The organism is Stutzerimonas xanthomarina DSM 18231, from assembly GCF_900129835.1.
Taxonomy (GTDB): domain Bacteria; phylum Pseudomonadota; class Gammaproteobacteria; order Pseudomonadales; family Pseudomonadaceae; genus Stutzerimonas; species Stutzerimonas xanthomarina.
The window spans coordinates 652,724-671,014 of sequence record NZ_FQXA01000001.1 but is presented as its reverse complement, the minus strand read 5'-3'; the positions used below and the strand labels follow the sequence as shown (position 1 = coordinate 671,014).

Here is an 18,291-nt window from a genome sequence, read left to right as displayed (position 1 = left end):
GTCACCAGATTGTCATATTCGGTTCATAGAGTGTTCACACGGCCTGCAGACAATGGCCCCCGATCCAAACACTGACACACCCTTGCTAGGAGCATGGAATGAAACTGAATCGTTTGATGGCGGCCCTGACCTTCGCTGCCGCTGGTGTAGGCGCTGCTAACGCAGTCGCCGCAGTTGATCCGGCACTGCCGACCTATGAGAAGACCTCCGGCGTTTCCGGCAACCTGTCCAGTGTCGGTTCCGACTCCCTGGCCAACCTGATGACCCTGTGGGCCGAAGACTTCAAGCGCGCCTACCCGAACGTCAACATCCAGATTCAAGCTGCCGGCTCCTCGACCGCTCCGCCCGCGCTGACCGAAGGTACGGCCAACCTCGGCCCGATGAGTCGTCCAATGAAGGACAACGAAATCCAGGCCTTCGAAGAAAAGTACGGCTACAAGCCGACTGCGGTGCCGGTCGCTATCGACGCTCTGGCCGTGTTCGTTCACAAGGACAACCCGATCAAGAGCCTGGACATCGAGCAGGTTGACGCGATCTTCTCCAGCACCCGTCTGTGCGGTGGCGAAAAGGACATTACCACCTGGGGTGACGTCGGCCTGACCGGTGAGTGGGCGAGCAAGCCGATCCAGCTGTTCGGCCGCAACTCGGTATCCGGCACCTACGGCTACTTCAAGGAAGAAGCACTGTGCAAAGGCGATTTCAAGCCTAACGTCAACGAGCAGCCGGGCTCCGCCTCGGTGGTGCAGTCGATCTCCAGCACCCTGAACGCCATCGGCTACTCGGGCATTGGCTACAAGACTTCCAGCGTCCGCGCTGTGCCCCTGTCCAAGGGTGGCGAAGCCTTCGAAGCCAACGAAGAGAACGCTCTGGCTGGCAAGTTCCCGCTGGCTCGCTTCTTCTACGTCTACGTCAACAAGGCGCCGAACAAGCCGCTGAGCCCGATCGACGCCGAGTTCCTCAAGCTGGTGCTGTCGAAGCAGGGGCAGGAAGTCGTGGTCAAGGACGGCTACATCCCGCTGCCCAAGAAAGTCGTCGACAAGACCATGCAAGAGCTGGGTCTGAACTAAGACCTCACGCCAGCCTCGCGGCGCTTGTCGCGAGCTGTAGCAACGCCCGCCACGCCCCGCGCGTTGGTGGGCGTCGTCGCGTCACCTCGCTGTAATTTTTCTGTCACACGGCTGCATTAAATTAGGCGCCCGAGCGGCCGAACAAGCCAGCAAACGGCTCGCGCCAAAGCGGCGCAGCAGTTTAGTGGCCTGAGCGGCCAGGAACCTTCGCATGAACGATATCGAGACCATGACCGCGAATTCCGATGTGCAACGGCTGGACTTCAACACCCCGGCTCTGCAACGCAAGCGCCGTATTCGCGCGCTGAAAGACAAACTGGCGCGTTGGTATGTCTCCATTGGGGGCCTCGCCGTGCTCGGCGCGATCTGCCTGATCTTCTTCTACCTCGCCCAGGTCGTAGCGCCCATGTTCCAGGGTGCTGAACTGGAGGCGCGTGATGCCCAGCAGCCGACCTGGTTGGCCGATGCCGGTGCCCCGCTGCTACTGGCGGTCGAAGAGCAGAACAAGGTGGCGATGCGCCTGGGCAGCGATGGCGCCGTGCGCTTCTTCAGCGTACCCACGAGCGAGCTGCTGCGCACTGTAGAGCTGCCGCTGCCGGCGGACAGCGAGATCGTCTCGGTCGGCCAGGACACGCCGGGCAATCGTCGCATGGTGCTGGGGCTGAGCAACGGGCAGGTGCTGGTTGCCGAGCACAACTACAACGTCAGCTACCCGGATGGCAAGAAGACCATCACGCCGCAGCTGGACTATCCCTTCGGCGAAGAACCGCTGAACCTTGATTCGCAAGGACGGCCCATCGAGCATGCTGCCATCAGCCTCAACGGCTCGACCCTGATGGTCGCTGGCGCTACGAATGGCGCTTTGCATGCCTTGAAAATCGTCTCCACCGAAAACCTGATGACCGGCGAAAAAAGCCTGGAAGAGGAGCGCATGGACCTGCCGCAACTCTCCGAGCCGATCAAGGCGCTGCGTATCGACCCGCGGCACATGTGGTTGTTCGCAGTGAGCGGTCGCGCCAGCGTCGATGTCTTCGATCTGCGCCGCGAGCAACTCAACGGTCGCTACAAGCTGCTCACCGGCAACGGCGAGATCACCACGGTGGCCTCGCTGCTGGGCGGCATCTCGCTGATGATCGGCGACTCGACGGGTGGCATCGGGCAGTGGTTCATGGTGCGCAGCAATGACGGCCAGGCCGAACTGAAGAACGTCCGCAACTTTCAGCTGGCTGATCAACCAATCACGCAGATTCTTCCCGAAGAGCGTCGCAAGGGTTTCCTTGCCCTCGACAGTGCCGGCACCCTGGGCATCTTCCACAGCACAGCGCATCGCGAACTGCTGACCGAGCAAGTCGCCGACGGCGCTGCGGTCGCCGCAATGTCGCCGCGTGCTACCCGCCTGTTGGTGGAATCGGATGACCAAGTGCAACGCTTCGTGATCGATAACCCACACCCGGAGATTTCCTGGGATGCGCTGTGGGGCAAGGTCTGGTACGAAAGCTATCCCGAGCCGGATTACGTCTGGCAGTCCACCTCCGCAACGGGCGACTTCGAACCCAAGCTGAGCCTGTCTCCGCTTGCCTTCGGTACCCTCAAAGCGGCGTTCTACGCGATGTTGCTGGCTGCGCCGCTGGCCATCTGTGCGGCGTTCTACACCGCCTACTTCATGGCGCCGACGCTGCGCCGCAAGGTCAAACCGATCATCGAGCTGATGGAAGCGCTGCCAACGGTGATCCTCGGCTTCTTCGCCGGCCTGTTTCTTGCGCCCTATCTGGAAAACCATCTTCCGGGCATCTTCAGCCTGCTGTTGCTGATGCCGTTGAGCATCCTGTTCGCCGGCTGGTGCTGGAGCCGTTTGCCGGAAAACCTTCGCCTGAGCGTCCCCGAAGGCTGGGAAGCGGTGCTGCTGATCCCGGTGATCCTGTTCGTGGGCTGGGGTTCGCTGGCGGTCAGCGGGTACCTGGAAAACTGGTTCTTTGGCGGTGACATGCGCCTGTGGCTGTCCAATGATCTGGGCATCCCCTTCGATCAGCGCAACGCGTTGGTGATTGGTATCGCGATGGGTTTTGCGGTGATCCCGACCATCTATTCGATTGCCGAAGACGCCGTATTCAGCGTGCCGAAGAGTCTTACCCTGGGTTCGCTGGCGCTGGGCGCGACGCCCTGGCAGACGTTGACCCGCGTGGTGCTGCTGACTGCCAGCCCGGGCATCTTCTCCGCATTGATGATCGGCATGGGCCGCGCCGTCGGCGAAACCATGATCGTGCTGATGGCCACCGGCAACACGCCGATCATGGAAGCCAACATCTTTGAAGGCATGCGCACCCTGGCGGCCAACGTGGCGGTGGAAATGCCCGAATCGGAAGTGGGCAGCACCCACTACCGCGTGCTGTTCCTCGCCGCGATGGTGCTGCTGATGTTCACCTTTGTGATGAACACCCTGGCCGAGCTGATCCGTCAGCGCCTGCGCCGCAAGTACGCCAGCCTGTAATACAGAACGCAGCCGGCGACGGCTGCGACAAGTTTTCGACAAAGGTATCGATCCGTGAAAAAGGATTCGCTGAAAACCTGGATCAAGAGCGGCAGCCCCTGGGTCTGGATGAACGCCGGCGCTGTGTCCATCGCCGTGATCATGACCCTTGGCCTGCTGGCGGTGATCGCCGTGCGCGGCCTGGAGCATTTCTGGCCGGATGATGTCATCGTCGCTGACTACCAGATTCCGGGTGCCGAGCCGCGTGTGATGGCTGGCGAAGTGGTACAGGCCGAGGAGGTGCCGCGTGCACGTCTGGCGGCCAGTGGCCTGCCGGTGGACGTCGAAGGCGGCGAGTTCATGACCCGTGAGCTGCTCAAGGTCGGTAACCGCGAGGTCTACGGTGCGGACTTCTCCTGGGTCGTCGGCGAGTGGCTGAGCAATCCGCGCAAGCCGGTCGATCTGGTGGCGCTGGAGCGCCGTGAGTGGGGCAACTTCTATGGCGAGTTGTTGAACGTCAAGGAAAGCGGCCAGCTGGTTGCCGAGGGCGAGGCGGCATGGTCAGAGCTGCAAAAGCGGATTGAACGTATCGACGAACTGCATGCTGATATCAACAAGCTGGAGAAGGTCGACATCGGCCGCATCAACCATGGCCTCGAGCGCCTGCGCCTGAAAACCCGCAAGCTGGAACTGGACGACCAGCTCGATGCGGCTGCCCAGGCCGAACTGGATGCCGAGCGTGCGCAGTGGGACGCCGAGTACAAGGCGCTTGAGGGGGAATTGACCTCGCTCTACACCGGCTTCAATCGCGACAGCATCACCATGCGCACCATGGACGGTCAGGAAAAGGAGATCAGCCTCGGCAAGATCGTCCGTGCCTACCGCCCGAACGCCATGTCGACGCTCGACAAGCTGGGCTTCTACTTGGCCAAGGTGTGGGAGTTCGTCAGCGACGAACCGCGTGAGGCAAACACTGAAGGCGGCATCTTCCCGGCGATTTTCGGCACTGTGCTGATGACCATCATCATGGCGGTGATCGTCACCCCGTTCGGCGTGATTGCTGCGGTCTACCTGCGTGAATATGCCAAGCAAGGCGTGCTGACCCGCATCATCCGCATCGCGGTGAACAACCTCGCCGGCGTGCCATCGATCGTCTACGGCGTGTTCGGCCTGGGCTTCTTCGTCTACGTGCTGGGTGGCTCGCTCGACCGCATCTTCTACCCGGAAGCGGCACCGGCGCCGGTGTTCGGCACGCCGGGCCTGATGTGGGCATCGCTGACCCTGGCGATCCTGACCTTGCCGGTGGTGATTGTCGCCACCGAGGAAGGTCTGGCGCGGATTCCGCGGATCCTTCGCGAGGGCTCGCTGGCGCTGGGTGCGACCAAGTCCGAGACGCTGTGGAAGGTGGTCCTGCCAATGGCCAGCCCGGCGATGATGACGGGGCTTATCCTGGCCGTGGCCCGTGCCGCCGGTGAGGTAGCACCCTTGATGCTGGTCGGCGTGGTCAAACTGGCGCCGAGCCTGCCGCTCAACGGCAACTACCCCTACCTGCACCTCGACCAGAAAATCATGCACCTGGGCTTTCACATCTATGACGTCGGCTTCCAGAGCCCCAACGTCGAAGCGGCGCGGCCACTGGTCTATGCGACGGCCTTGCTGCTGGTGCTGGTGATCGCGACGCTGAACCTCAGTGCCGTCGTGATCCGTAACCACCTGCGCGAAAAATACAAAGCGCTCGACCACTAATAGCCGACAGACCCGCTGGAGGCCCGGCGCTGCAACGATCGCAGCCCGCGCTTCTAGCCTCCAGCGATACGGAGACATTCATGTCACAAGCAAAGACGCATTCCATCGATATTTCGGCGCTGGGTCGCGACAAGCGCGCGCTGAGCCTGGCCAACGAAGCCGTGGCCATCGAAGTGCCTGACCTGAGCCTCTACTATGGCGAAAAGCAGGCGCTCTACAATGTCAGCATGAACATCCCGCGTCAGCGCGTAACGGCGTTCATTGGCCCATCCGGTTGCGGCAAGTCGACCCTGCTGCGCTGCTTCAACCGCATGAACGACCTGGTGGACGGCTGCCGCATCGAAGGCGCCATCAACCTCGACGGTCATAACATCTACCGCAAGGGCGAAGACGTGGCCGACCTGCGTCGTCGCGTCGGCATGGTGTTCCAGAAGCCAAATCCGTTCCCCAAGAGCATCTACGAGAACGTCGTCTACGGCCTGCGCATCCAGGGCATCAAGCAGAAGCGCGTGCTCGACGAGACCGTCGAATGGGCGCTCAAGGGCGCGGCGCTGTGGGACGAGGTCAAGGATCGCCTGCACGAATCGGCGCTCGGTCTCTCCGGCGGTCAGCAGCAGCGTCTGGTCATTGCCCGCACCATCGCCGTGCAGCCGGAAGTGCTGCTGCTCGACGAGCCCAGTTCGGCGCTCGACCCGATTTCCTCGCTGAAAGTCGAAGAGCTGATCTATGAGCTCAAGGCCAAGTACACCATCGTCATCGTCACCCACAACATGCAACAGGCCGCGCGGGTATCGGACTACACGGCGTTTATGTACATGGGCAAACTGATCGAGTACGGCGACACCGATACGCTGTTCACCAATCCAGAAAAGAAGCAGACCGAAGACTACATCACCGGCCGCTACGGTTGATGCCATGGGAAATCTCCTCTGGCTTCGTCGGGCGCGTTTGTCGTACTACTCGTACTGTCAGCGCGCGCCCTCCGCGCCAGTGAAGATTTCCCAAGGGCCTCAACGTTAACTCGACTATTTCCAGCGCGCTGCGCACCAGAGCCGCCTAGCGGCAGCCTCCTCGGGGCGAGAGCAATGATCAGCTGCGTAGGGTGGGCTTCAGCCCACCGGACTCACTGTCTGCGCGCCGCCTTCTAGCGCAGCACGATTTGCCAAAGGCCGGACCGTCCGGCGAGAGAACAACCGTTTCGCAAGGGTTCGCACATGATCAGCAAAGACAGCCACACGCAACACATCTCCCAGCAGTTCAACGCCGAGCTGGAAGAGGTTCGTAGCCACCTCCTGGCCATGGGTGGCCTGGTGGAAAAGCAGGTCAATGATGCGGTCACCGCGCTGATCGATGCCGATTCCGGGCTCGCGCAGCAGGTGCGCGACGTGGATGACCAGATCAACCACATGGAGCGCGACATCGACGAAGAGTGCATCCGCATCCTCGCGCGCCGCCAGCCAGCGGCCTCCGACCTGCGCTTGATCATCAGCATCTCCAAGTCGGTCATCGACCTGGAACGCATCGGTGACGAAGCCACCAAGATCGCCCGTCGCGCCATCGAACTGTGCGAGGACGGCGAGTCGCCGCGCGGCTATGTCGAGGTCCGCCATATCGGTGATCAGGTCCGTCGGATGGTGCAGGAGTCGCTGGACGCCTTTGCCCGCTTCGATGCCGAGCTGGCGCTGTCGGTGGCGCAGTACGACAAGACCGTCGATCGCGAGTACAAGACCGCGCTGCGCGAACTGGTCACCTACATGATGGAAGACCCGCGCTCGATTTCCCGCGTGCTCAGCGTGATCTGGGTGCTGCGCTCGCTGGAACGTATCGGCGACCACGCGCGCAACATCGCTGAAATGGTGATCTACCTGGTGCGCGGCACCGACGTGCGCCACCTGGGCCTGACCCGGATGGCCGAGGAAGTGGCCAACAAGCGCAGCTGATTCGATTGCTCGGCGGCCCTGGCTGGTGGGCTGAAGCCCACCCTACATGGAGTGTGAGCCAGTGGCTGGTTGCCTATCGGCTGCAGAAGGACAGATGGGGCGCGGCGCTCGGCTTCATTCTTAGTCCAACCACCCCGCCGGTAGGGTGGGCTTTAGCCCACCGAGGGCCTGCCCGCTGTCGAGTGCTCAGCGCGGGGCCAAGGTCTCGCTCAGGTAATCGATCAGCACCCGCTGTTTGGGCGGTAAATGCAGGTTCTGTCGCCACAGCAGCCAAGCCGCGCCCTGATAGGATCCGGTGTAGCGCCATCGCGGCAACACCTCGCTTAATCTCCCTTGTTCCAGCGCCCGCGCGGCGGTGAATTGCGGCAGCACCGTGATTCCGATATCGCCCAGCGCCGCCTCCAGCCGCGCTTCGCTGTGGTTGCTGATGTAGCGACCGCGCACCGTCACCACTTCCTGCTGTTCGCCGTTGCTGAAGTGCCAGCGGTTGTCGCCCGCGTTCTCGCCGAGATACAAACAGCTGTGCCGCAACAGCTCCTGGGGGTGTTGCGGCGTGCCGTGCTGTTGCAGGTAGGCCGGGCTGGCACATAACAATTGACGGACGGGGCCGAGTGGCTTGCCGGCCAGCCCTTCGGGCGGTTGGTTGGTCACCTGGACCAGCAGGTCGAAGCCTTCTTCGATCAGGTCCGGGCTCTGATCGCTGATATGCAGCTGCACATCGACATCGTCGTAGCGCCGGAGAAATTCAGGCATCAAGGGGCTGATGACGAATTTGCCGTAAGCCTTGGGTACGCTCAGGCGCACCAGCCCGCGCGGGCTGCTCATCAGGCGCTCGCCGACGGCCAGTGCCTGGTCGGCAGCGTCCAGCATCGTCCGGCAATGCGCGTAAAACTCGCTACCGGCTTCGTTCAGGCGCAGTTGTCGCGTGGTGCGCTCCATCAACCGTAACGACAACGCTTGTTCCAGCCGCGCCACCTGGCGGCTCACCGCTGACGCGGTGCTGCCCAGCTGCCGGGCCGCTGCGGAAAAGCTTCCGGCTTCAACCACTCGCACAAAAACCGCCATGCCCGGCAGCAGCGAGGCCTTGTCATTCGTTCCCATGCTGAACAAATCCTTTTCCTAGTCGGTGGATTATCGATCTCCGCGTAGCAATGGACAATCAGCCCGTTCGGATTGGGGGATGAAGGGCATGAACAACTGGCGAAGTGGGGCACAAGGCAACCTCTGGCTGGCCGATGCCATGCTGCTAGCGGTGGCGATCATCTGGGGCAGCAGCTACGCAGTGGCCAAGCAGGCGCTGTGGTTCTATCCGGTGCTGGGATTTCTGGCGATTCGCTTCGGGCTGACGTTCATATTGCTGTTGCCACAATTGCGCGGAGAAAGGCTACGCGCGATTCGACCGGGCTTGCCGCTGGGTGGGGTAATGCTGGGGATCTTTCTCTGCGAAACCTGGGGCGTGATGCTGACAACGGCCAGCAATGCCGCGTTTCTTATCAGTTTGTGCGTGGTGTTCACGCCTTTTGTGGAATGGGCAATGCTGCGCCAGCGCCCGAGTAATCTGTTGTTTGGCGCCTGTGGGCTGTCGCTGGTCGGCGTCTGGTTGCTGACGGGAGGGTTGGCCATCTCGCTCAACCTTGGCGACGGGTTGATGCTCGCGGCGGCGCTGCTGCGTGCCGTGCTGGTCTGCTTTACGCGCCGGCTGACCGCCGATCTGCAGGTTCCAGCATTGGCGCTCACGGCAGTGCAGAGTGGTGTGGTGGCGTCAGGTTGCCTGGTACTGGGCCTGGCGTTACCGGGCGGCATGCCGGCGTTGCCGCAGAGCCCCACATTCTGGGCCGCGACCCTCTATCTGGTGGGCTTCGCCACGCTGTTCGCGCTCTACGCACAGAACCTGGCGCTGGGCCGCACCAGCGCCACACGTGTTTCTTTGTTGATGGGGTCCGAGCCGCTGTTCGGCGCGATTATCGCCGGGCTCTGGCTGGGGGAGCGGTTGACGCTGACGGAATGGTCCGGCGGCCTGCTGATCATGCTGGCGACGCTGGGCACCTTGCGTTTCGGTGATGTGGCGGCGCCAGTCGTGGGTGAGGGCAGGGAGCCGGCTGCCTGCCCGGCAACGTCCAGGCATTAGGGGAGGTGAAGCACCTATGCGGTAGCGCTATGGTGGGCTGAAGCCCACCCTACGGCCGAGCATGGTGTCTTCATGTAGGGTGGGCTTCAGCCCACCAGAAACCCCCAAGGCTCCTCCGCGCATCAGGGACTGCCGCAGCGGCTTAGCTGCGCTGAAGACTCTGGATCAGCTCAGCGAGTTGCTGCTGCCGTTCGGCCTGCTCCAGCCGCGCACCGGGGTTCAGAGAAGACCATTCCGGATGGGCGCGGCAACGATGCAAGGCCTCGGGCAGCTTGCCTTCGCGCCACGTCTTGTCGTCCGGTGCAACGAGACGGATCGCCTCCATCGCGGCATGCCCACGGGCGGCGAGGGCGACCAGCAGCTGTCGCTGACGAAGCGCGAGCAGGCGCAGCACGGCATCGTCGACGGTGAGTTCGCGTTGCCCCTTGAGCTTGCCCAGCAGGCGATTGCCATAGTGTCTTGCCGTTTGCGCGCCGCCGCCGGCAAGTGCGCCCAGCAGTGCGGCCGCGCCCAGGGTGATGCCGCCAACCATGAGGTCGACCCCAGCACCGGCGGCCGCGCCGGCCGCCATCCCACCGCCGATCTTGACCCCCAGCTCCTTGAGCGTTTCGGGATTAAACAGGTCATCACCCCAGCGGCCGTCGAGCAGAGGCAAATCGGCAGCCGCCGCATCCTGGGGGCGGAAGCCGTATAGCCGCAGTAATGCTTCGACGCAGCGTTGCTCGCGGGAACGCACGGCGTCGTGCAGTTCACGGATGGCGCCGCGCTCCAGGTCTGACTGCGCCGCAACGCTGCGGCGGCAGGCGGCCACATCGACCAGCAGCTCGGCGATCAGCCGGTTGCCTTCGCTCAGCCGCGCGGCTGCCTGGGCTTCGTGGTCGTCGATCAGCCGCTGCAGTTTGGGCCGCGATTGTTCCAGTAGCAGCGCCAGGCTTTCATACAGTCGACGCTCGCCATCGATCGGTGGTGCCACGCTGTCGAAGCGCACCAGCGCATGCAGTCCCAGCCGCGCCAGCGCTTCGCGCCATTGCTCTTCGCGGTGTCCGGTTTGCGCGACGAAGTTGAGCACCGGCAACAGCGGCTTGCCACAGCCGGCCAGCACCGCCAGCTCATCCTTGTATTTCGCGAGCACCGGTTCGCGGGCATCGATCACGTATAGCCCGGCATCGCTGGCCAGCAGTTGGCGCAATACCTTGGCCTCCTGTTCGAAGCGCTGGCGCGCCTCGCTGCCATCGAGGAAACGGGCGGTGCGGGCGGGCCCGTCGAGGCGCTCGCCGGGGCGTTCGATCCGCTCGAGATGATCGAGCAGAGCGATGGCGTCCTCCAGGCCGGGCGTGTCGTAGAGCTCCAGTAGCGGTTCGCCGTCGACGGATAGCCGCGCGCCTTCGACGTGGCGGGTGGTACTCGGCCGATGCGACACCTCACCGAAGCTGACGTCGCGGGTCAGGGTGCGCAGCAGCGAGGTCTTGCCGACATTGGTGTGACCGACCAGCGCGAGTTTCAGGGGCGCGCTCATGGGCGTGGTCTTCCGGGCGTTTTGATAAGTCTCGTCTGGTTTTCCGCCACCCTGCGGTTGCAACCTGCGTAATGGTTTGCACGGCAGTGGAGCGAGTGCTCCTCGCCAGGATTGTCTAGCGAAAGCTCCCAATCAGCGAATTTCACCCGCCCTGCGATGGGTGAGCGGATTTGCTCCGCAGGGGTCGCTCCGGCCGCGTAGGGTGGATGGCACTTTACCCATCCACCTTCGGGCAGGCCGCCATTTCGGTGGATGAAAAGAGCGTCATCCACCCTACGGATGATTCCCATGCAGCTCACGGTCTGGAGCGTGTTGCCCGCGTACTCAATCATGGCCAGTCTCCAACCAAGTCATGGGTGCGCTGCCCGAATGAGGTAGACCGAGGCTATCGAGCGCCTGATGCCAATCTTGCAACCGATGACTATCCAGCGCTTCGCCAGCCGGAGGTTGCAGCAGCCAGACGCGGCTCTGGGCCGCGCAACGGCTCAGCTCACCGATCAGGGCCAGGGTGCCGCGGTCCGGCGAACGACGCGGATCGCAGGCGATGGCCAGGCGTTGCGGTGGGAAGCGGGTCAGCTGCTCGAGCAGTCGCCGACGTTGCTCGCGGTCATCCAGTACGCCCGCATCAGCAACGGTTTTTGGCAGCTTTGGCGGCCACGGTTGGCTCTGGTCCAGTTCGATGGCGACCAGCACGGCGCCCTCGCTGCCGTCCAGTTGGGCGCCGGCGCTTGGCGCATGCAGCTGGGCCGGCGCTGCGTCGCTGACACCGAGGCGCTCGCTCGATGGTTGCAGACGTTCGCGTAATAGGCGGTAGGCCGGTAGTTGCAGGTCGAGCCGCAGCTGTGCCCGCCCACGTCGCCAACGCCACAGGCAGAGCAATGCCAGCAGCAGGCGCGGCAGCAGGCCGTAGATCAGCACCACGCCAACCAGCCAGCCCGCCCAGCTTTGACGCGCGCTTTCTACTCCGTTGGCCAGATCACCGCTGGCGCGGATCTGCGCCATGTCCGGCACACTGAAACCCAGTAGCGACGGCAGCACGCCGAGCGCCTGCGTCAGGCTGACAAACGCACCTTCACCGAGAATGGTGGTTTCCCAGACGAAGCCGTAACGTCGCGTGGCGAGCAGCGCGAGCAGCGTCACCAGGGCGCTGCTCATGGCAACCAGCCATAAGCCGTGCACGCCCAGCCCCAAGAGCCAGCGTCCGAGCCGTCGCTGTTCCAGCACCGTCAACAGGGCCGGCGCCAACTGCACCGCGCGGGCGTCGCGGGCCAGCTTTTCGCTGAGCCAGAGCCACAACCGACCCAATGCACCGCCGGCGTCGCCCGCGAAGAGAAAGCCCAGCAACCAACCCAGCAGCGTCAGTAGATTCAGCCCGAGCAGGCTGCCCAGCGCCCAGAACACATTGACCGGCCGTATTCCGTCACCCAGCGTCGCCAGCGCCAATCCGGCCCCGGTAACCAGCGCCAGTAGCATCAGCGCATAACCGGCCAGCTTCGCGCCCTGCCGCCAATGACGCAGCGCGTCGAACAGCCCGTCGCGGCGCGCCAGCCACAGCGCCCGATGTTCGATCAGGTCTGGCAGTGCCCCCCCTTGTACACGGGCTTGCCGGTTGGCCTCGGCATCATCGAGCGGGCCGGCATGTTCTTCCCGCAGACGCACGGCTTCGGTCAGCCAGAGGCGGTCGAGGGGATTCGGTGAGGCTGGGAGAGGTGCAGGCACACGGTTTCTCGTAGAAGAGCTCGCCCTGAGGATAACCGCTGCCGGTCACAAGGGTGAAATGGTCAACGAGCCCGGATTCGCTCCTGCCAATAACGCCGAACGGCGAAGAAAAGCGACAAGCCGGTGAGCGCGATGAAGATCCAGGTAATCGGCCCGCGGAAGAAAATCATGGGGTCGCCGCGGCCGATCAGCAGCGTGCGCCTGAGGTTGTCCTCAAACATTGGCCCGAGAATAAAGCCGAGGAGGAAGGGCGCTGTGGCGAACCCGGTACGGTTGAACAGATAGCCGATCACGCCGAAGAGCAGCATCAGGCCAATGTCGAACAGGCTATTGTTCACAGCAAAGGCACCGTAGACGCAGAACATCAGCACGATGGGGAGCAGGATGGCTTTGGGGATCTCGGCGATCAGTGAGAAATACTTGATCACGCCGTGGCCGACGAAAAGCAGCACCGCCGAGCTCAGCATGATCCCGCAGAACAGCGCGTAGATCAGCGTCAGGTTCTCCTGGAACAGCACCGGGCCGGGCGTCAGCCCATGGATCATGAACGCGCCGAGGATGATCGCGGTGATCACGTCACCCGGGATGCCCAGCGACAGCAGCGGAATGAGGGTTGCGCCCGCTACGCCGTTGTTGCCTGACTCGGCGGCTGCGACGCCTTCGAGTTCGCCTTTGCCGAAGTTCGCCCGGTTGGCCGAGCGCCGTTTGGCTTCGCTATAGGAGATGAAAGACGCCGCGGTGGCGCCGGCGCCTGGAATGGCGCCGATGATCACGCCGATAAAGGAGCCGCGCACGATGGTGACGAGGCTGGATTTGAGTTCACCAAGCGTCAGACCAGCCCCGCTGGAGGCGGCGCGGATATGCGGGCCGGCCTTCTTCAGGTAGAAATCGATCACTTCGGGGATCGCGAACAGGCCGATCAGCAACGGCACGAAGGAGACCCGGTCCATCAGGTTGTAGTTATCGAACGTCAGGCGTTGGCTGCCGTATACCGCATCCATGCCGATCATGGACACGATGACGCCGAAGCTGGCAGCGATCAGACCCTTGACCGGAGAGTCGCCTGCGATGGAGACGATGATGGTCAGCGAAAAGCAGATCAGCCAAAAGAACTCTGGCGGCCCGAAATTGAGCGCGACCTTGGCCAGGTAGGAGGCGAACAGGATCAGCGCCAGGTTCGATAACACATCGGCGATGCATGACGAGTAGAGCGCCATCTGCAGCGCCTTCTTCGCCTTGCCCTGTTGCGTCAACGGATAGCCGTCGAGCAGTGTGCAGGCGGCGGCCGGCGAACCGGGCGTGTGAATCAGGATAGCGGTGATCGAGCCGCCGTACATGCCGCCCTTGTAGATGCCCACCAGCAGCAGGATCGCCGTTACCGGCTCCAGCGAGAAAGTGAAAGGCAAGGCCAGCGCCACGGCCATGGTCGCGGTAAGGCCGGGAATCGCGCCGATGACTACCCCAATCAACACGCCGATGAAGATGGCGATGAAATTGTCGACGCTGAGAAACAAGTCCAGGACTTCGGAAAAACCTTCCATTCGGTTACTCGCGTAAGGGCGCCGTCAGTTCCATAGCGTGCCGGAGGGCAGCGGGACATTCAGTACGTGGATGAACAGCAGGCTTACCAGCCAGGGCAAGGCGATCGCCAGCAGATAGAGCCAGGGCTTGCGCACCGGATGAGCGGCAAACAGCAGCAGCGTGCCGAGTATGCCGGCGGCTATGGCACCGAGCAGATCGAACAGCAGCCAATAGGCGCCCAGCCCGGCTAACATCAGCAGCCAGCGCCGGGCCGGCGCACGTTCGGATTCGACGGCTGAGGACCGGGTCGGCGGCCGCAAGCAGCCTTCAACGATCAATGCCAGCGACAACGCCGCGATCAGCCAGCCCGCCACGCTGGGAAGCCAGCGTGGCGACTGCATGGGGTTGTCGACCATCGGGGCTTCGTCGATATGATTCGGCACCAGGTAGAACAGAAACACCAGCGCCGCGATCAGCCAGAACGCGCCCAGCCAAGTGTTGAGATTGGCCCAGCGCGGGCGGTTCACCGCAGCATCGGTGCTCATCACGTGCCTCCGATCAGTTCAGCTCGGCCTGACCGGCTACACGCTGCCAGCGCTGAACGTCCTCGGCGACGTAGTCACGGAAATCATCGCCTTCCTCGGTCGCCGGCTCGCCACCGATCTGTGCGGCGAAGTCCTTGAAGCTCTGATCCTCCATGACTTTGTCCAGTGCGGTCTGCAGCGTCTGGACGGCCTGGTCGGGCATCTGGTCATCAGCGATCAATCCGAACCAGGCGGTGGTGACGAAATCACCCAGGCCCTGGTCCGCGCCGATCTTCGACAGCGGCTCGACATTCGGCAGGTACGGAGAGGCCTCTTTGGAGGTGACGGCCAGCGCCTTGAGCTTGCCGGACTGAATGTGCGAGAGCACGGTCGGCATGTTTTCGAAAGAGACATCGACGTCACCGCTGAGCAGTGCAGGCAGTGCTTCGCCGCTTCCGCGGAAGGGCACGTGAGTCATCTGGGTGCCGGTCATGGTTTTGAACAGCTCGCCGGACATATGGATCGAACTGCCGATGCCGGCGGAGCTGAAAGTCATCTCCTTGGTCTTGGCCGCCTCGATGAATTCTTCTACCGAGTTGTACGGGCTGTCGGCCGGCACCACCATCACGTTGGGGATTTCGATGATGTTGCGGATGAATTTGAAGTCCTTCACCGGCTCGTAGGGCAACTTCTTGTAGATCACCGGGCCGATGGTATGCCCGGGAGAGGCCATCAGAATGGTGTGATCCGCGCCACGCCCGCCGCGGGCCAGTTGTCCGGTGGCCATGGTCGAGCCAGCGCCCGGACGGTTTTCGACGACCACCGTGCCGATCTGTTGCTGCAAGAGGTCCGCGACTTTGCGTGACAGCACGTCCGTCGTACCGCCGGGCGCATAAGGCACCACTAGGCGGACGGTGTCGGTCGGCCATTCGGCAGCCTGGGTCAGCGAGGCGAGGGGGAGTGTGGCGGCCAGCAGGAGCAGGCTGAAGGTGCGCTTCATAGTCAGGGGCATGGCGATGTTCTCTTCTTGTAATTGTTGAGGCGATGCAGCCGGTCGGCATCCAGACGACCCCGACACCTTAAAGGATCGAACGCGGGCTAACCCATGCTGAACGAAAAACCGGTTCGGTAATCGCACAGATGTTTGCGGGCCATCTGTTGTGGTTTCGACCCGCGTGCGCCAGTTTCGATTCCATCGATCATTCAGTTAATAAAAAGGAGGAGCGATGAGCGTTCTGCAAGGCATCAAGGTATTGGACCTGACGCGGATTCTCGCCGGGCCCTGGTCGACCATGGCGCTGGCCGACCTCGGCGCCGAGGTGTGGAAGATCGAAAGTCTGGAGGGTGATGACACCCGCAGCTGGATGCCGCCGGCCAAGGCTGGGATTTCCACCTACTACCTCAGTGCCAACCGCAACAAGCAGAGCCTGGCGGTGGATATGCGCAAGCCCGAGGGCCGCCAGTTGATCCTCGATCTGGCCGCGCAGGCCGACGTCGTGGTTGAAAACTTCCTGCCGGCGAGCCTCAAGCGCCTCGGGCTGGATTACGAGACGCTGGCAGCGGTCAATCCACGACTGATCCATTGCTCGATTACCGGCTACGGCCGCGGTAACCCGATGGAGAACCGTCCCGGCTACGACTTCATCATTCAGGCCGAGAGCGGCTTCATGTCGATCACGGGCGAGAAGAAGGGCGAGCCCATGCGCCTGGGCGTGGCTTTCATCGATCTGGTCACGGGCATGAATGCAGTTCAGGGCATTCTGGCGGCGCTGTTCGAGCGCGAGAAGTCCGGGCTCGGTCAGTCGGCGGATATCGCGCTGTCCGACAGTGCGCTGCACTTCCTGGCCAATGTCGCGTCCGGCTACCTCAACACGGGTAAGGTGCCGCAACGCTACGGCAATGCTCACGCCAGCATCGTGCCCTACCAGCTGTTCAACACCGCCGATGGCAGCATCGCCTTGGCCGTGGGCAACGACGAGCAGTATCGCCGCCTGTGTCTGGACGTGCTCAAGCGTCCGGAGCTCCACAGCGATCCGCGCTTCGCCCAGAACAAGGGCCGCACGGAGAACCGTGAGGTGTTGCTCCCGATACTGCAGGACGCGTTTGCGGGCTGGAACAACGAGGCGTTGATCGGCGCATTGCGCGCGCAGGCGATTCCGGTCGGTGAAGTGAAGGATGTCGCTCAGGCGCTGGAGTCGGAAACGGCGGGCTATCGCAACCTCGTCGTCAGCGCCGAGCATCCGGTCGCCGGGGAAGTGCGCATGGTGCGCAGCCCGCTGCGCTTCTCGCGTACGCCAACGGTTGTCGCCAAGGCGCCGCCGCTGCACGGTCAGCACACCGATAGCGTGCTCACCCGTGTGCTCGGCAAAAGCGAAGCGGAACTGGCCGAGCTGCACCAGACGGGCGTTATCGGCTGACTCGCCCGCTCAGCGCCGATCACTTGGCATGACAATCCGGACGTAAGAATGCCCGGCCATCCTGGCCGGGCGGGGTAGCGCTGGGTATTACTGCCCGCGCACTTTTACCGCAATGTCCGGCTGATCGATGAACAGCCCGTCGATGCCGGCGTCGAGGAAGGCCTGTATGTCAGCTTCGATATCGCCGCGCTCGGCTGGGGAGTCGCCGTTGCGCAGATTGGTCGGGAGGAACACGTTCTCGGCGCGGAAGGTGTACGGGTGCACCTTCAGGCCAGCGGCGTGGGCGTTCGGCACAAAGTCGGTGGGCTGGGCGAGATTGCCGTTGGCGTCACGCGGAATGATGTAGCTCTTTTCCGGACCGACACCCGCGGCGTAGCGCGAGATCGCCTTAAGGCCTTCGGCGGTCGCCATCTGTGCGTAGGTCAGTTTGCTGCCGCGTACCTGTTGATCGTAGGGCTGTCCGCTGCTGAACAACTGCACCAGGCGCAGCTGAGTCATGCGGCTCAGGGTTTTCAGGTTCTCGACTTCGAACGACTGGATGTACACCGGCGCATTACGGCTTGCGTAGCCGTTGCGGTGGAGCACGCGCACCAGCGGCTTCTCCATGGCCAGGCCGAGCTGCTGGAAGTGCGTCGGGTGCTTGGTTTCCGGGTACAGACCGATGCGGCGGCGCTCGCTCAGCTGCAGGGTCTTCACCAGATCGATGATCTCCTGCAGCGTCGGGATTTCCAGGCTGTCGTCGAGCCGCGCGTTACCCGGGCGAATCGTCGGGATGCGCTCGATGGCACGCAGCGTTTTCAGTTCGGCCAGCGTGAAGTCCTCGCTGAACCAGCCGGTTAGCTCTACGCCGTCGACCATCTGCGTGCGCTTGCGGTCTGCGAACTCGGGGTGCTGCGACACATCGGTGGTCAGCCCCAGCTCGTTGTCGTGACGGGCAACCAGCTCGCCGTCACGGGTCATGACGAGATCCGGCTCGACATAGTCGGCGCCCTGCAGAATGGCCAGCGCGTAAGAGGCAAGGGTGTGCTCTGGCACGTAGCCACTGGCGCCGCGGTGGGCGATGACCAGCGGATGAGGCTCTTCACGGCCGTTCTTGGCGGCGACCGAGGCGTCGGGCGTGGCGGCAAACGCAGCGATTGGCAGCAGCAAGCTGCAGGCGGTCAACAGGTGGCGCAGGGTAGGGCGGCTGTGGCGGGCCATTGCGGGCGTCTCCATGGAAGGGGAGCAGTTAGCCTGAAGCCTATCA

The 18,291-nt window shown here is 63.1% G+C and carries 14 protein-coding genes; 7 read left to right on the top strand and 7 right to left on the bottom strand.

All coding sequences use genetic code 11. The annotated features are described in order from the left end of the window. Window positions 1–98: 98 nt before the first annotated feature. From BUE09_RS03020 to phoU, 5 genes are all read left to right on the top strand, one after another. Window positions 99–1,067: a PstS family phosphate ABC transporter substrate-binding protein gene (locus BUE09_RS03020; RefSeq protein WP_073299223.1), complete on the top strand. Its 969-nt coding sequence runs from the start codon at window positions 99–101 to the stop codon at window positions 1,065–1,067. Window positions 1,068–1,278: 211 nt separating this feature from the next. After that, on the top strand, window positions 1,279–3,555 hold the full coding sequence (locus BUE09_RS03015; protein ID WP_073299222.1) for an ABC transporter permease subunit: 2,277 nt from the start codon (window positions 1,279–1,281) through the stop codon (window positions 3,553–3,555). Window positions 3,556–3,609: 54 nt separating this feature from the next. Continuing rightward, a complete protein-coding gene (gene pstA, locus BUE09_RS03010; RefSeq protein ID WP_073299221.1) occupies window positions 3,610–5,280 on the top strand; it encodes a phosphate ABC transporter permease PstA in 1,671 nt (556 codons plus the stop codon). Window positions 5,281–5,360: 80 nt separating this feature from the next. Next, window positions 5,361–6,191, top strand: a complete 831-nt coding sequence (gene pstB / locus BUE09_RS03005; protein WP_073299220.1) for a phosphate ABC transporter ATP-binding protein PstB — start codon at window positions 5,361–5,363, stop codon at window positions 6,189–6,191. Window positions 6,192–6,494: 303 nt separating this feature from the next. Beyond that, window positions 6,495–7,220 carry a phosphate signaling complex protein PhoU gene (gene phoU / locus BUE09_RS03000; protein WP_073299219.1) on the top strand — a complete coding sequence of 242 codons (726 nt, stop codon included), beginning with the start codon at window positions 6,495–6,497 and terminating at the stop codon, window positions 7,218–7,220. A 186-nt stretch (window positions 7,221–7,406) separates the two neighbouring features. Here phoU and BUE09_RS02995 read toward each other — a convergent pair whose 3' ends face one another. Beyond that, on the bottom strand, window positions 7,407–8,321 hold the full coding sequence (locus tag BUE09_RS02995; protein ID WP_073299218.1) for a LysR family transcriptional regulator: 915 nt from the start codon (window positions 8,319–8,321) through the stop codon (window positions 7,407–7,409). A gap of 79 nt (window positions 8,322–8,400) precedes the next feature. Here BUE09_RS02995 and BUE09_RS02990 point away from each other — a divergent pair, with 79 nt between their 5' ends. Beyond that, the gene (locus BUE09_RS02990; RefSeq protein WP_073299217.1) at window positions 8,401–9,348 is read left to right on the top strand and encodes a DMT family transporter; all 948 of its coding nucleotides are present in this window, start codon (window positions 8,401–8,403) and stop codon (window positions 9,346–9,348) included. Between the two features lie 142 nt (window positions 9,349–9,490). Here BUE09_RS02990 and BUE09_RS02985 read toward each other — a convergent pair whose 3' ends face one another. The 5 genes from BUE09_RS02985 to BUE09_RS02960 form a co-directional block, all read right to left on the bottom strand. Continuing rightward, on the bottom strand, window positions 9,491–10,864 hold the full coding sequence (locus BUE09_RS02985) for a GTPase/DUF3482 domain-containing protein (protein ID WP_073299216.1): 1,374 nt from the start codon (window positions 10,862–10,864) through the stop codon (window positions 9,491–9,493). A 324-nt stretch (window positions 10,865–11,188) separates the two neighbouring features. Beyond that, window positions 11,189–12,583 (bottom strand): DUF2868 domain-containing protein, encoded by a 1,395-nt coding sequence (locus tag BUE09_RS02975; RefSeq protein WP_073299214.1) that lies wholly within the window; start codon window positions 12,581–12,583, stop codon window positions 11,189–11,191. Window positions 12,584–12,645: 62 nt separating this feature from the next. Next, entirely contained in the window at window positions 12,646–14,124 is a 1,479-nt protein-coding gene (locus BUE09_RS02970; RefSeq protein WP_073299213.1) for a tripartite tricarboxylate transporter permease, read from the bottom strand. A 24-nt stretch (window positions 14,125–14,148) separates the two neighbouring features. Further along, on the bottom strand, window positions 14,149–14,649 hold the full coding sequence (locus tag BUE09_RS02965) for a tripartite tricarboxylate transporter TctB family protein (protein WP_073299212.1): 501 nt from the start codon (window positions 14,647–14,649) through the stop codon (window positions 14,149–14,151). Window positions 14,650–14,662: 13 nt separating this feature from the next. Continuing rightward, window positions 14,663–15,640, bottom strand: coding sequence for a Bug family tripartite tricarboxylate transporter substrate binding protein (locus BUE09_RS02960; protein ID WP_143164611.1), 978 nt, complete (start codon window positions 15,638–15,640; stop codon window positions 14,663–14,665). A gap of 214 nt (window positions 15,641–15,854) precedes the next feature. Here BUE09_RS02960 and BUE09_RS02955 point away from each other — a divergent pair, with 214 nt between their 5' ends. Then, complete coding sequence (locus BUE09_RS02955; protein WP_073299211.1) at window positions 15,855–17,045, top strand: CaiB/BaiF CoA transferase family protein; 1,191 nt, start codon at window positions 15,855–15,857, stop codon at window positions 17,043–17,045. 87 nt (window positions 17,046–17,132) lie between these two features. On the opposite strand, the gene BUE09_RS02950 is transcribed toward BUE09_RS02955, so the two are convergent. Beyond that, on the bottom strand, window positions 17,133–18,245 hold the full coding sequence (locus BUE09_RS02950) for a glycerophosphodiester phosphodiesterase (protein WP_073299210.1): 1,113 nt from the start codon (window positions 18,243–18,245) through the stop codon (window positions 17,133–17,135). Window positions 18,246–18,291 lie beyond the last annotated feature (46 nt).

What these genes read in the sequence shown, in the direction of transcription:
- BUE09_RS03015 (WP_073299222.1), top strand. Translation starts at nt 1,279, where the DNA reads ATGAACGATATCGAGACCATGACCGCGAATTCCGATGTGCAACGGCTG.
- BUE09_RS03020 (WP_073299223.1), top strand. Translation starts at nt 99, where the DNA reads ATGAAACTGAATCGTTTGATGGCGGCCCTGACCTTCGCTGCCGCTGGT.
- BUE09_RS02970 (WP_073299213.1), bottom strand. Translation starts at nt 14,124, where the DNA reads ATGGAAGGTTTTTCCGAAGTCCTGGACTTGTTTCTCAGCGTCGACAAT.
- BUE09_RS02995 (WP_073299218.1), bottom strand. Translation starts at nt 8,321, where the DNA reads ATGGGAACGAATGACAAGGCCTCGCTGCTGCCGGGCATGGCGGTTTTT.
- BUE09_RS02955 (WP_073299211.1), top strand. Translation starts at nt 15,855, where the DNA reads ATGAGCGTTCTGCAAGGCATCAAGGTATTGGACCTGACGCGGATTCTC.
- pstB (WP_073299220.1), top strand. Translation starts at nt 5,361, where the DNA reads ATGTCACAAGCAAAGACGCATTCCATCGATATTTCGGCGCTGGGTCGC.
- BUE09_RS02985 (WP_073299216.1), bottom strand. Translation starts at nt 10,864, where the DNA reads ATGAGCGCGCCCCTGAAACTCGCGCTGGTCGGTCACACCAATGTCGGC.
- BUE09_RS02950 (WP_073299210.1), bottom strand. Translation starts at nt 18,245, where the DNA reads ATGGCCCGCCACAGCCGCCCTACCCTGCGCCACCTGTTGACCGCCTGC.
- BUE09_RS02990 (WP_073299217.1), top strand. Translation starts at nt 8,401, where the DNA reads ATGAAGGGCATGAACAACTGGCGAAGTGGGGCACAAGGCAACCTCTGG.
- BUE09_RS02960 (WP_143164611.1), bottom strand. Translation starts at nt 15,640, where the DNA reads ATGCCCCTGACTATGAAGCGCACCTTCAGCCTGCTCCTGCTGGCCGCC.
- phoU (WP_073299219.1), top strand. Translation starts at nt 6,495, where the DNA reads ATGATCAGCAAAGACAGCCACACGCAACACATCTCCCAGCAGTTCAAC.
- BUE09_RS02965 (WP_073299212.1), bottom strand. Translation starts at nt 14,649, where the DNA reads ATGAGCACCGATGCTGCGGTGAACCGCCCGCGCTGGGCCAATCTCAAC.